The 13,579-nt window shown below is 41.1% G+C and carries 12 protein-coding genes; 7 read left to right on the top strand and 5 right to left on the bottom strand.

Annotated elements, in window-relative coordinates; genetic code table 11:
* Positions 1–25 precede the first annotated feature (25 nt).
* The 4 genes from UN64_RS16815 (at position 26) to UN64_RS16800 (ending at position 5,170) form a co-directional block, all read left to right on the top strand.
* Entirely contained in the window at positions 26–1,783 is a 1,758-nt protein-coding gene (locus UN64_RS16815) for an ABC transporter ATP-binding protein (RefSeq protein ID WP_077364902.1), read from the top strand.
* The gene (locus UN64_RS16810; protein ID WP_077364900.1) at positions 1,749–3,530 is read left to right on the top strand and encodes an ABC transporter ATP-binding protein; all 1,782 of its coding nucleotides are present in this window, start codon (positions 1,749–1,751) and stop codon (positions 3,528–3,530) included. Before UN64_RS16815 ends, UN64_RS16810 begins: the two co-directional genes overlap by 35 nt.
* A 148-nt stretch (positions 3,531–3,678) precedes the next feature.
* Positions 3,679–4,947 carry an ATP-binding protein gene (locus UN64_RS16805; protein ID WP_077364898.1) on the top strand — a complete coding sequence of 423 codons (1,269 nt, stop codon included), beginning with the start codon at positions 3,679–3,681 and terminating at the stop codon, positions 4,945–4,947.
* 43 nt (positions 4,948–4,990) lie between these two features.
* Complete coding sequence (locus UN64_RS16800; protein WP_077364896.1) at positions 4,991–5,170, top strand: hypothetical protein; 180 nt, start codon at positions 4,991–4,993, stop codon at positions 5,168–5,170.
* Positions 5,171–5,215: 45 nt separating this feature from the next.
* Here UN64_RS16800 and UN64_RS16795 read toward each other — a convergent pair whose 3' ends face one another.
* Positions 5,216–5,722 (bottom strand): GNAT family N-acetyltransferase, encoded by a 507-nt coding sequence (locus tag UN64_RS16795; RefSeq protein ID WP_077364894.1) that lies wholly within the window; start codon positions 5,720–5,722, stop codon positions 5,216–5,218.
* A gap of 273 nt (positions 5,723–5,995) precedes the next feature.
* Here UN64_RS16795 and fni point away from each other — a divergent pair, with 273 nt between their 5' ends.
* A complete protein-coding gene (gene fni / locus UN64_RS16790) occupies positions 5,996–7,036 on the top strand; it encodes a type 2 isopentenyl-diphosphate Delta-isomerase (RefSeq protein ID WP_077364892.1) in 1,041 nt (346 codons plus the stop codon).
* 58 nt (positions 7,037–7,094) lie between these two features.
* Here the strand turns inward: fni and putP are convergent, their stop codons facing one another.
* Complete coding sequence (gene putP, locus UN64_RS16785) at positions 7,095–8,573, bottom strand: sodium/proline symporter PutP (protein ID WP_077364890.1); 1,479 nt, start codon at positions 8,571–8,573, stop codon at positions 7,095–7,097.
* A gap of 70 nt (positions 8,574–8,643) precedes the next feature.
* Between putP and UN64_RS20595 the strand changes: the two genes are divergently transcribed.
* Both UN64_RS20595 and UN64_RS16780 read left to right on the top strand, forming a co-directional pair.
* Complete coding sequence (locus tag UN64_RS20595) at positions 8,644–8,826, top strand: hypothetical protein (RefSeq protein WP_139343174.1); 183 nt, start codon at positions 8,644–8,646, stop codon at positions 8,824–8,826.
* Between the two features lie 163 nt (positions 8,827–8,989).
* Positions 8,990–10,906: an ABC-F family ATP-binding cassette domain-containing protein gene (locus tag UN64_RS16780; RefSeq protein ID WP_077364888.1), complete on the top strand. Its 1,917-nt coding sequence runs from the start codon at positions 8,990–8,992 to the stop codon at positions 10,904–10,906.
* A gap of 242 nt (positions 10,907–11,148) precedes the next feature.
* On the opposite strand, the gene UN64_RS16775 is transcribed toward UN64_RS16780, so the two are convergent.
* The 3 genes from UN64_RS16775 to UN64_RS16770 all read right to left on the bottom strand — a co-directional run bounded on the left by UN64_RS16775 (position 11,149) and on the right by UN64_RS16770 (position 13,525).
* Positions 11,149–12,705: an ABC-F family ATP-binding cassette domain-containing protein gene (locus UN64_RS16775; RefSeq protein ID WP_077364886.1), complete on the bottom strand. Its 1,557-nt coding sequence runs from the start codon at positions 12,703–12,705 to the stop codon at positions 11,149–11,151.
* Between the two features lie 140 nt (positions 12,706–12,845).
* Positions 12,846–13,007, bottom strand: coding sequence for a hypothetical protein (locus UN64_RS21010; RefSeq protein WP_165389522.1), 162 nt, complete (start codon positions 13,005–13,007; stop codon positions 12,846–12,848).
* A gap of 65 nt (positions 13,008–13,072) precedes the next feature.
* Entirely contained in the window at positions 13,073–13,525 is a 453-nt protein-coding gene (locus tag UN64_RS16770) for a DUF2269 family protein (RefSeq protein WP_077364884.1), read from the bottom strand.
* Positions 13,526–13,579: the final 54 nt, after the last annotated feature.

The raw sequence follows: 13,579 nt of genomic DNA, 5'->3' as shown, positions 1-13,579 counted from the left end.
TCTAGGGAGTACGGGGGATATATCTATGTGGAAAGTATTTTCTTATTTAAAGACTTATCGGGTGGCTATAGCCGCTGCTCTTTTCCTGACGCTTTCTGAACTGGCCGTAGAGCTTATGCAGCCGTTAATCATGGCTAAGATCATTGATGATGGGATCTTAAAAGGTGATCTTGATGTTGTGAAGTATTGGGGTGCGGTCATGTTCGGGCTTGCTCTTGCTGCTTTTGCTGCAGGGATCGCTAACTCCTTTTTCTCCGCGCATGTCAGTCAGAGCTATGGGTTCGATATCAGGCGGCGTGTATTTGAAAAGGTTCAGGCTTTTTCTTTTGTTAATTTTAATAAATTTCCGGCATCGTCATTGATTACGAGAATGACTCATGATGTCACGCAGCTTCAGAATACAGTTTTTATGAGCTTGAGGATTATGTTACGAGCACCATTGCTTTTGGCGGGCGGAGTAATTATGTCGCTCATCGTCAATTGGAAACTTGCGATGGTATTGGTGGTAGCACTTCCTTTTCTTCTGTTTTTCTTAAGGTGGGTGCTTCATACAGCTGGGACGATGTTTCGTGATGTGCAAGACAGACTTGATGGTGTGAACCGTGTAATGCGTGAAAATCTGATGGGGATGCGGCTGATCAAAGCATTTTTACGAAGAGATCATGAATCCTCACGATTTGAAAAAGCAAGTGATGATCTGAAAGTCCAGACGGTATCATCACTCCGCCTTATTGAAGTTTCTATTCCTGTGTTGCTTTTGGTTATGAATATCGCAATTCTAGCCATTCTTTGGTTCGGAAGCAGACAAGTGAACCTTGGTGCGATCGAAGTGGGTGAAGTGGTTGCAATTGTGAACTATTCTTTTCGCATCTCATCCGTTCTAACTATTATTTCTTTTATTATTATGGCATTTTCCCGTGCCAAAGCATCTGCTCAGCGCATTGGAGAAGTGCTTGATACAGAAATTGATCTTATTGAAGCAGAAGATACGGATCAATCGATCAATCTTCAAAAAGGTCATGTTGAGTTTAAGAATGTTTCTTTTAAATATCCAGAGAGCGATGCTTTCGTATTACAGGATCTTTCTTTTTCGGTGAAAGCTGGTGAGACATTAGCTATCCTTGGCTCGACAGGATCAGGCAAAACTTCACTGTTCCAACTCGTTCCTCGATTATATGATGTAGCAGATGGTGAAGTGCTCATCGACGGCACAAACGTAAAGGCGTATCCAATTGACACACTTCGTAACGGCATAGGGGTTGTTCCGCAGGAAGCCGTTCTTTTTACCGGCTCGGTGCTTGAGAATATCGGCTGGGGAAAAGAAGGAGCGTCAGAAGAGGAGATTGTTCAGGCCGCAAAAGATGCACAAATACATGAGACGGTAGAAAAATTGCCGGATCAATATGAAACGCGTGTTGGACAGCGGGGCGTGAACCTTTCTGGAGGGCAAAAACAGCGCTTGTCCATAGCACGTGCATTAGTCAGAAAACCGAAAATTTTAATGCTCGATGACAGTACGAGTGCACTGGATCTGAAAACGGAAGCAAAGCTGCTGGCTGCTTTAAGGAAATATTCCTGCACAACATTTATCATTACACAAAAAATCAGTACAGCGATGGAAGCGGACCACATCTTGCTTTTAGATGATGGCCGTGCAGAAGCATGGGGAACGCACGCCGAGCTTCTTGAAACATCGCCGCTGTATGTGAAGATCGTACAATCACAGTTTGGGGAGGAGGGGTTTCAGTATGTCAAAGGGTTCAAACAGACCTCATCCACATAATCATTTGTTCGGAGAAAAAGTAAAACCGAAGTATTGGGCGAGTACGGTAAAACGTATCGGAAGCTACTTTTCTAATCAGAAATGGCTTTTAAGCTTGGTTTTGCTCATGGTGATCATCAGTTCCGCGTTAAGTTTGCTTGGCCCATTTCTAATCGGGGTCGCGATCGATTCATATATCGTTAAAGAAAATGCAGAAGGTCTAACGAAGTTATTAATCGGTCTGATCTTCGTTTTTATTGGACAGTCTTTATCAATCTGGCTGCAGAACTATTGGATGATCGGTATTGCTCAGCAGACGGTGTATCGCATGCGCAAAGATTTGTTTAAGCAGTTTCACAGACTTTCGATTTCCTTTTTTGATAAAAGGCAGCACGGAGAACTGATGAGCCGTGTAACCAATGATATTGAGAATGTCAGTTCCACCTTGAACAGTTCTTTTATCCAGGTGTTTTCAAGTATATTAACGCTTGTTGGTACGATTGCTGTCATGATCTATTTAAGTCCGCTTCTGACTATTATTTCTCTTTCCATCGTTCCGCTTATGGTCTTTGGGCTGAAATGGATCACGAAAAGGACAGGTGCAAGGTTTAAGGAACAGCAAAGAAACCTTGGTGAAATCAACGGGTATGTAGAAGAGATTACTTCTGGCCAGCGTATCGTTAAATCTTTTTCTCAGGAAAAGAGAGTTATTGAAGAATTCATGGTGAAAAATGAACGTTTGAAGGAGTCTGGTTATTGGGCTCAAACCTTCTCAGGGTTTATTCCAAAGCTCATGAACGTTCTCAATAACGGCAGTTTCGCATTAATAGCGGGTGTTGGCGGTGTGCTGGCATTGAACGGCAAAGTTTCAATCGGGGTAATCGTAATCTTTGTAGAGTATTCAAGACAATTTACGAGACCACTAAATGATTTAGCCAATCAGTTTAATACACTTCTTTCTGCTGTTGCGGGTGCAGAGAGAGTATTTGAGATTTTAGATGAATCGAGAGAAGAAAGAGATGAAGAAGAGGCTATTGAACTTTCATCTGTTAAAGGAAAGGTAGAATTCAAAGAAGTTTCTTTTTCGTATGAAGGTGACGATCAAACTGTATCAGGTCTAAGTTTTTCGGTAAAAGAAGGAGAAACGGTCGCTCTAGTAGGGCCTACTGGAGCAGGGAAGACAACCGTTGTGAATCTGCTGTCACGCTTTTATGATGCTGATCATGGACAGATCTTAATCGATGGTCATGATATTAAGAACGTAAAAAGAAGCAGTTTAAGAAGTCATATGGCTTTTGTGCTGCAAGATTCTTTTTTGTTTGAAGGTTCTATCTTTGAAAACATCCGTTATGGAAGGCTAGATGCTTCCGATGAAGAAGTCATTGAAGCTGCAAAACTTGCAAATGCCCATTCATTTATTCAAAAACTTCCAAAAGGCTATAAGACGATTTTAAATCAAGAAGGAAGCGGAATCAGCCAAGGGCAGAAACAGCTCTTATCTATAGCGCGTGCCATTCTTGCAAACCCATCATTATTGATATTAGATGAGGCAACAAGCAGTATTGACACGATAACAGAGATGAAGATTCAAGAGGCTTTGCAGAGATTGATGAAAGGCAGAACTAGCTTTGTAATCGCACATCGATTAAACACGATTCAGCAAGCTGATCAGATCTTAGTTCTTCATGATGGCGGCATCTTGGAAAAAGGAACTCATGGGGAACTGTTAAACCATAAAGGTTTTTACTATTCTTTATATAACAGTTAGTTGAAACAAGAAGCTTAGTACTATCGAAATTACAACTTTTGTCTTAGTGAACCTATGCTTTTGTCATATATCAGGGCGATTCTTGCAGGAATCTCCCTTTTTTTGTCGTAATTATAGTACACAAGCCATTTTGACCAGGGAGTAGAAAATGATCATTGAAAAGCTGCTTTTGCATGTATTGATTGTTATTGCACCAGTACTTAGCTATAGCTTTTTGTTCGAAAGCAGAAAGATAGGAAAATCCCCTTATTTTTTAGGTATTCTATATGGTGCATCTGCTTCACTTTGTATGTATTTTGCCTACTTTAATTCGGGGTTAATTTGGGATCTGCGGTATGTTCCTTTAGTGCTTTCTATTTTTTATGGAGGTCCTGTTTCAGGGATTATTACTCTTACTGCCATCTTAGCGACAAGAACGGCGATAGGGGGAGACACGCTATACCTTGGTTACATAAGTGCAGCGGTAGCTTGTACTGTTCCTTTTATTCTTTATAAATATTTCTGGAGATTTCCTCCGCGAAAAAGAATTTACATGTCCATCGTAGCCGGATTATGGCCTGCTATTGTCCAGTTATTAATACTTCTAAGCTACCTATACATGAATGGTGAAGCTTTGCAGGCAGACCAAGATATCTTTTTATACATAGCTGTTTTTGGTATTATTCAAATATTAGCCGTCGTTTTTGGCTCTATCTTAAATGAAGCAGTAATAGAGAGAAACTTAATGAAAGATGAGATCCGGCGTTCTGAGAAACAGCACACGCTTGGGGAACTGGCGGCTTCTATTGCTCATGAAGTCCGGAATCCATTGACTGTAGTAAAAGGTTTTCTTCAGCTGATGGAAGGTGAAGATGAACGGCATAAGCATTACTATCCACTGATTTTAAGTGAATTAAGCAGAGCAGAAAGCATTATAAGCGATTACCTGAACTTCGCTAAACCGGAGTTTAAAAAGATCGAAACTTTTTCAATAGCTGAATTAGTAACGGAACTAAGTATTTTACTAAATCCGTATGCTTTAAAAGACGGTATTTCGCTTTCGCATTTGATTGAATCGGATGAGAAGATTACGACAGATCGAAACCAGCTAAAACAGGCGCTGATCAATATCTTAAAGAATGCTGTTGAGGCAACTCCGAAAGAGGGACGTGTGTCCATTAAGCTTATTTCTGACGGGGAACAGGTTAAGATTATCGTGAGAGATACAGGAAAAGGGATGACTAAAGAACAGCTGTCCCGCATTGGCTCTCTGTTTTTTTCAACGAAGCAGCAAGGAACTGGATTGGGAACGATGGTATCGATTAGGATCATAGAATCCATGGGCGGCAAGGTGGAGTATACGAGCAAGATTGGAAAAGGTACGAAGGTTAGTGTCTCGCTTCCTTTAATCAGCTCGTTTGATGAAGAGACGGTTTAAAAATTGTTATAAAGGGGAAAATGCTGAAAAGAGGTGAAGCAGCATGGATAACTTTATGGCAGAGATTTTTCGTTTTTTAGGCGGCTTCTTAAACGTCAGCTTATTATTAGTAATCATTATTGTTATACTAATCGTGCGTCAGACTAGAAAGAAAAAGCCAAAAAATCAAGAAGAAGACTATCTCGAACATAATAATGATCATTCAAATGATAATAAAAAGTAAAGAAAGCCTGCATATCGATTGCAGGCTTTTTTGGTGCGTATAAGATTATTTAAGGAAGAGGACCATTAGTTCTTCATCATAATAAGTTTCATCGACCCGAAGTGCTTTTTCTTCTTTTCCATATGTCGTAAAGCCTAGTGAGCTGTAAAGTCCTTTTGCTTTTTCATTGCTGGATACAACAGTGAGATTTATTTTAATAATATCCGGGATTTCTTTTGCGTGGCTGATCGCTGCTGTTACGAGAGCTTTCCCGGCTCCTGACCGGCGGTGTTCGGGTTTTACGTACATGGCGACAATGTGAGCTCGGTGCTTCATTTTTGTGATTTTGTCTTGGACTAAAGTTACGGCACCAATCAGGGAATTCTCATCAAATGCTCCGAAAGTAAAATCACCGTCTCCTTTAAGCCTGCTGGCTACCTGTTCAATTGGATTTTTACGCTCTAGTGCTTCCTCATAGCTTGTTGCAAAAGCTTCAGGATGATTTTTTAATGCCTCAAGGCGCATTTCCCAGTAGGCTTCAGCATCATCTGGTGTGAGCAGGCGAATCTCCATACAAATAACCCCCAATAATTGTTTTAATTGGTAGTTTAACACAAAATATATAGAGGATGTTATTTAAATTGTGTTTTTTGAAAGCTGAAAATGATATGCATTAGTTTATTGTCTGAAATTGAGCATTCTTAACGGGTGTTTGCTCGTTTTTGGAGCGGGAAATAAATTGTTGGGGGTCAGTCCCCCTAGCGTGAGCTCTCTAGAAGATGTAAAGTGTAATGGTATGGTTTTTGCGGGAAGATAGAAATAACAGCAAGAAGGGAGGCAATAAACATGGATCAACCTAAAGATCTCACAGAGAAACGGAAAACGGAGCATATTAGGATCAGTCTTCATGAAGACGTTGAGGGGAAGAACATTACAACTGGATTAGAGAACTATCGATTTATACCGAATGCTTTGCCCGAGATATCTTTTGAGGATGTGTCACTTTCTGCTTCTTTCTTAGGAAGATCGATGAAGACTCCCTTTTTGATCAGTTCGATGACTGGCGGTACGGAAACGGCGCTTAAAATAAATCAGAACTTGGCTCTTGCGGCACAGGAGAGAGGCTGGGCGATTGGCCTGGGATCCATGAGAGCGGCAGTGGAGAAGGAAGAGCTAGCTTACACTTTTCAAATAAGAAAATCGGCTCCTGACATCCCTGTAATTGCAAACATCGGTGCTGTACAGCTGAATTATGGGTTTGGACTGGAGGAGTGTAAACGAGCGGTTGAAATTGCTGAAGCAGATGCTCTCGTTCTTCACTTAAATACGCTGCAGGAAGTGTTCCAGCCAGAAGGTGATACGGATTTTTCACATTTATTATGTAAAATTGAAACGCTTATTGCGGGATTGTCTGTTCCAGTTGGTGTAAAAGAAGTAGGCATGGGTATTGATAAAGCAACAGCTGAAAGGCTGATTGCAGCTGGCGTTCATTTTATTGATGTAGCTGGAGCTGGCGGAACATCTTGGGTTCAGGTAGAAAGCTATCGTTCAGAGGATGATGCACGGAAAAAAGCTGCTGAAGCATTCCTGGATTGGGGTCTTCCGACTTCTGAGAGTATAGCAAGTGTCAGGGAAGTATCCAAAAAGATACCAGTTATCGCGAGCGGTGGCCTTAAACATGGTGTTGATGCAGCGAAATCATTAGCCTTAGGTGCTGATCTTGCTGGATTTGGCCGCAGTCTGCTGCAGTCGGCGGTTGAGAAGGATGCTGAGGCTTTGATTTTACAAATGGACCGAATTGAATTTGAACTTAGAGCTGCCATGTTTGGAATTGGTGCTGCAAAGATAGAAGAACTTAAATTAACGAAACGATTGCTTAAAAACTGATAAAAGCCATAAGAAAAAGCGCTCCTGAAAACCAGGAACGCTTTTTTTTACATTAATATTAAGTGGTTTTGTTTTCTAATGTTTCTTCCATGTCTTCGAATTGGTTCTGAACTTTTGAAGATGGATCTTTCGTTACCAAGCTGACTAGAATTACAGCTAGCATACTTAAGAAGAAACCAGGAATCATTTCATAAACTTCAGCTTTTAAGTCTGGGAATTGGACCCATACTAAAACGGTAATTGCACCAACAATGATACCTGCTAATGCACCCCATTTTGTCATGCGTTTCCAGAAAAGACTTAACAAGATTAATGGACCAAATGCTGAACCGAAACCTGCCCAAGCATAACCTACAAGGCTTAGAATCGTTTCACTCGGATTAAGTGATAACAATACTGCGATAACAGCAACCGTTAATACAGCAAGTCTTCCGATTAATACAAGCTCTTTATCAGAAGCATTCTTCTTTAAGAACTGTTTGTAAAAGTCTTCTGTTACAGCTGATGATGTTACGAGCAGCTGTGATGAGATTGTACTCATGATAGCTGCTAGAATAGCGGCTAATAAGAACCCTGTAATGAACGGGTGGAATAATAAATTCGCGAATTGAATAAATACTGTTTCTGGATCTGCAAGGTTTCGGTTTTGCTGTTCGAACCAAGCGATACCAATAAATCCTGTAAGCAATGCACCGATAATCGAGACGATCATCCATCCCATACCTATTCGGCGTGCTGCTTTAATTTCTTTAATAGAAGTGATGGCCATAAAACGGACAATGATGTGTGGCTGTCCGAAATAACCTAATCCCCAAGCTAACATTGACAATAGACCAATAAATGAAAGACCTTTTGTAACATTGAGCAGCTGCGGATCTACTCCACGTACTGTATCAACCAGTGTTTGAGTGTCGCCAACTTCAGTAAAGGCAACGATTGGCACCAATACAAGAGCGATAAACATGATACATCCTTGTACAAAGTCAGTCCAGCTTACGGCGAGGAATCCGCCAAACAATGTGTAAGCTACAACAACTCCGACAGTTAACAGCATACCAGTCATATAATCAAGACCGAATGCACTCTCAAACAGCTTTCCTCCAGATACTAAACCTGCAGAAGCATAAAGAGTAAAGAAGATGATAATAACAATACCTGATACAATACGTAAAATTTTCTGTGTGTCATTAAAACGGTTTTCAAGATAATCCGGAATCGTAATCGAATCATCAGCTACTTCTGTGTAGGTACGTAAACGCGGTGCTACAAGAATATAGTTCAGATAAGCACCGATCGTTAAACCGACTGCAATCCAAATACTGCTTAACCCATCTGCGAACATAGCACCAGGAAGTCCCATGAGCATCCATCCGCTCATATCGGATGCACCAGCAGATAATGCTGTTACTCCAGGACCGAGTCCGCGTCCACCAAGCATGTAGTCAGATAGATCGGATGTTTTCTTGTATGCCCAGTAACCAATGTACAGCATACCAATCATGTAAATAATTAAAGAAATAATTACTTCAATTTGCATGTAAAAAAATCTCTCCTTTTCTTTTTTCATGAAATGGGTCACGTTAGTTTGCTCAACGGATAACAAGTTTATGAAAAAATTGACAGGTTGTATAAAACTAGAGCTTTTTATTTGCAAAAAGAGTTTGCGAGGAGTGACAAAAAAACTTGAAGTCAAAAGCGCGGTAGAAAAACGCATAACAAACATTGCCGGAAAAAATGTTACCCGGCATCAACAACAAGATAAAAGCCAAGCCGAAAAAAATCGAAAATAGCGGCATCCGTTTTGAGCAAAAAACGTGCCCACTCCTTTTCAGAACATGTTTATCACTATAACAAAGATTGAGAAAAAACCCAAATGATAACCGAAAGATGCTATTCTAGCGCCTTTAAGCTACAATAGAAATTAAGAATTTCAGCTTAAGGAATGATTTCATTTTGAGTATTTTACTAGTAGAAAATTTATATAAAACTTATGGAGAGAAAACTCTCTTTGATAAAATCTCTTTTTCAATCAGCGAAAAACAAAGAATCGGGTTGATCGGTCCAAACGGCACGGGAAAGTCTTCTTTGTTAAAAGCTATATCAGGATTGGACCCCGCTGAACAGGGCAGCATCACTCACGCAAACCAGTTTCAGATTGAATACGTAGCCCAAGAGCCTGAACTGGACGAAGAACTTTCCGTTTTGGAGCAGATCTATTATGGCGATTCCACCATCATGCGTACGATGCGTGACTATGAGCAAGCTCTGCTGGATCTTGAAGCAGATCCTGCAAATGAGAAAAAGCTTCAGCGGTTAATGAATTGTCAGCAAAAAATGGATGAGCAAGAAGCTTGGGAAGCGAACACTGTCGCAAAGACAGTTCTTACAAAGCTCGGTCTGCGCGATTTTTCAAGACAAGTGAAATTCTTAAGCGGCGGACAGAAAAAGCGTGTAGCAATTGCTAAAGCTTTAATTCAGCCAGCTGACCTTCTGATTCTGGATGAGCCGACAAACCATCTTGATAATGAAACGGTTGAATGGCTAGAAACATTTCTCGCTGGGTACAAAGGCTCACTTTTAATGGTTACCCATGACCGATATTTCCTAAACCGTGTGACCAATCATATTTTTGAACTAGATAACGGAAAACTCTATGTTTATGAAGGAAATTACGAAACGTATTTAGAGAAAAAGGCAGAGCGTGAAGAGCTCGCACTGCAGAATGAAGATAAGCGTCAAAACACGCTAAGACGCGAATTGGCATGGCTGCGCCGTGGTGCAAAGGCCCGTACGACGAAGCAAAAAGCCCGTATTCAGAGGGTAGAGAGTCTGCAGGAGGAAACAGGTCCTGCTGCAAAAGGTTCTGTTGAATTTGCAATCGGATCACAGCGTCTTGGCAAAAAAGTAATTGAGGTAGAAAGTCTGTCGAAAAGTCTTGATGGCAAGAAGCTGGTTGATGGATTGGATTATTTGATCGTTCCTGGTGAACGTCTTGGAATTATCGGGCCAAACGGCAGCGGAAAAACAACTTTATTGAACATGTTAGCAGGCCGAATGGAGCCTGACTCTGGTTCTGTCGAAGTTGGTGAAACCGTTAAAATCGGCTATTATACACAGGATCATGATGAGCTCGATGGCAACCTTCGTTTGGTCGATTATATAAAAGATACGGCACAAGTGATCACTACAGTTGATGGTCAGACGATTACAGCTGAACAGATGCTGGAACGATTCCTCTTTCCGCGTTATATGCAATATACGTATATTCGCAAACTTTCAGGCGGGGAGAAGCGCAGACTTTATATGCTGAAGGTGCTCATGGAAGAGCCGAATGTTCTGTTTTTGGATGAGCCGACGAATGACCTGGATATTCAAACTCTCGGTATTTTAGAAGAGTATCTGGAAAACTTCCCAGGTGTCGTATTAACGGTTTCACATGATCGTTATTTCTTAGATCGTGTAGTGGATCATCTGCTTGCATTTGAAGGTGAGGGCAGGGTCATCAGGTTCCAGGGCAGTTACTCCGATTATATGGAGGAGAAAAAAGAGCGTGATGAGCTTACGGCTTCTGTTAAGAAGAAAGCTGAGGCTGTCGCGGCGGAGGCGGCTGATGGCGGCAGCCAGCCGCGAAAAGAAAAGCGGAAAAAGCTATCTTATAAAGAGCAGCAAGAATGGGACACGATCGAAGACCGCATTATGGGGCTTGAAGAGAAGAAAGAGCAGATCGAAGCTGAAATCGTTGCAGCTGGCAGCGATTTTGGACGAATCAGCGAGCTGTATGCGGAACAGAAAAAAGTAGAGACAGAGCTCGAAGCGACGATGGAACGCTGGGAAGAGCTATCGCTGCTTGTGGAAGAACTGGAGAATTAATTGAGAAACACCTCTTGCGGCTGGCAGGAGGTGTTTTTTGTTGAGAAGTGAAAGAAGCATTATGTCAATTTTTGTCGAGAGACCTATATTTTTAAAAATAGACTTAATTGACCTTAGAAAAGACTTAATTTTCATAATTTAGACCTAATTAACTCTTATTTAGACTTTATTATTGAAATTTAGACTTAATTATATTTTCTTCCTAAATAAAAGCCCTCACTTTAAAAGTGAGGGCATACAAGTTAAAACACCTTCGTCGTCCAGCTTTCGCAATTCCAGACTTCATTTGCTACTTCTTTATAAAATTCTGGTTCATGGGAGATCAAGAGGACGCTTCCTTTAAAGGCTCTCAGCGCACGCATCAACTCGTCTTTTGCCTCAACATCCAAGTGGTTTGTAGGCTCATCGAGTACTAATACGTTATTTTCATGGTTGATCAGTTTACATAAGCGAACTTTTGCTTTTTCGCCCCCGCTAAGAACTTCCACTTTACTCTCGATATGTTTTGTTGTTAATCCGCATTTCGCCAAAGCTGCACGAACTTCATGGTGAGAAAAGCCAGGGAACTCGTTCCAGATCTCTTCGATACATGTGTTGTAGTTTGCAGATTTTACTTCTTGTTCGAAGTAGCCTATTTCAAGATTTTCACCGCGTTCAACCGAGCCAGAAACAGGCTTGATTTCACCTAAAATACTGCGGAGCAAGGTTGTTTTACCGATACCATTTGCACCGACTAATGCAATTTTTTGTCCGCGTTCCATACGCAGGTTCAGCGGTCTTGATAATGGCTCATCATATCCGATCACGAGATCTTTCGTTTCAAAGATCAGCTTGCTCGGTGTGCGTGCTTCTTTAAAGTTAAACTCTGGCTTTGGTTTTTCTTTCGCCAGCTCAATGACATCCATCTTATCTAGTTTCTTTTGACGGGACATCGCCATGTTTCGAGTAGAAACACGCGCTTTGTTGCGGGCAACGAAATCTTTTAGACCGGCAATCTCCTGCTGCTGGCGTTTAAATGCTGCCTCCAGCTGGGATTTTTTCATCTCATGAACCGATTTGAAGTGATCGTAGTCCCCGACATAGCGGTTCAGTTCTTGATTTTCCATGTGATAAATCAAGTTGATAACACTGTTTAAGAATGGGATGTCATGCGAAATCAGGATAAAGGCGTTTTCGTACTCCTGTAAGTAGCGCTTCAGCCACTCGATATGCTGTTCGTCCAGGTAGTTTGTCGGCTCATCCAGCAATAGAATTTCTGGCTTTTCTAGTAAAAGTTTTGCCAGCAATACTTTAGTACGCTGTCCGCCGCTCAAGTCATGAACATCACGGTCAAGACCGATATCATCAAGTCCAAGACCTCGTGCAATTTCTTCGACTTTTGCATCGATTACATAAAAGTCATTATTCGTTAGCGTATCCTGGATTACACCTACATCTTCAAGTAATTTCTCCAGTTCTTCAGGTGTAGCCTCACCCATTTTTTCGTACATGCTATTCATTTCTGTTTCCATGTCGAGCAGATATTGAAACGCACTCTTCAGCACGTCGCGAATCGTCATTCCTTTTTGAAGGACAGTATGCTGATCCAGATAACCAACGCGTACTTTTTTCGCCCATTCCACTTTTCCTTCATCTGGCTTTAATTTGCCAGTGATAATATTCATAAAGGTAGATTTACCTTCACCATTTGCACCGATTAGACCGATGTGTTCTCCTTTTAGAAGACGGAAAGAAACATCGTTAAAAATGGCACGGTCGCCGAAACCATGGCTCAATCCTTGTACTGTTAAAATACTCATCTATATAACACCTTTTCTGTCAGTAATTTGTACCCTCTTGATTATAGTATTGAATGGGGAAGGAACTCAATAGGTGTATGACGAATCGTGACAATGAAAAAGCACCCAAGGAGAAAAATTCCATGAGTGCTGATCATTTATTATTCTTGTTCTCCAGTACGATTTTTAAAAGCTTCTTTTGTAGCCAAGTTTGCTGAATCAGTCTCGTCACTTTTTTGAACGAGTCTGTTTTGCAGTGTGTTATCTGGAAAGCGACCTGGGTGGCCCTTTTTCTTATGTTCGAATTCTTTTCCGCGTGCCATGTGTTTTTTCACTCCTCGTCTCTTTACACCGTATTGTGTCCAAGAGAGGGAGAGTTTATGAACACCTAAAAAGGTTTTACGACCATTAATATGATTAGTACTACAGCTAAAGCGTGTAAAAGATATACATAAGGGTCAAGCTGTTTATCAACGGTCCGATAAGTATCGGGCAGTTCATCTCCTTCATGTGACGCAAGAATTTCGCTCATTTGTTTTTGTTTCTTAGGAATGATACCGATAACAAGAATCTGAGCCAGAACATAAATAACCAGCGATGAGATGTACCAAACTTCACTAAAAAGTGCAGAATTTAAATAACCTAATAAAAGTCCTGTTGCAAGAAGTGTTAAGCTTCCAATCTTCGGCAAAGTTTCTATCTTTGTGTTCAGCTCAAGTGCAAACCGTGCCTGGCTGGCCGTTTTTGCAAATTTCGTAACGACTGGCATCGCAAAGCTTGCGCCTAGACCTACAATAGCTGCAATAATATGAATCAAGACAAGTGTTCCGTATAGCGTCATATAAAAAATTCCCCCATTTCTACATTAATTTCTTTCCCCCACCCAATTTATTAC

Source organism: Fictibacillus arsenicus, assembly GCF_001999465.1.
GTDB lineage: Bacteria > Bacillota > Bacilli > Bacillales > Fictibacillaceae > Fictibacillus > Fictibacillus arsenicus.
Note: the sequence above shows the minus strand (reverse complement) of the source record. Positions and strands in the feature narration are given on the sequence as shown.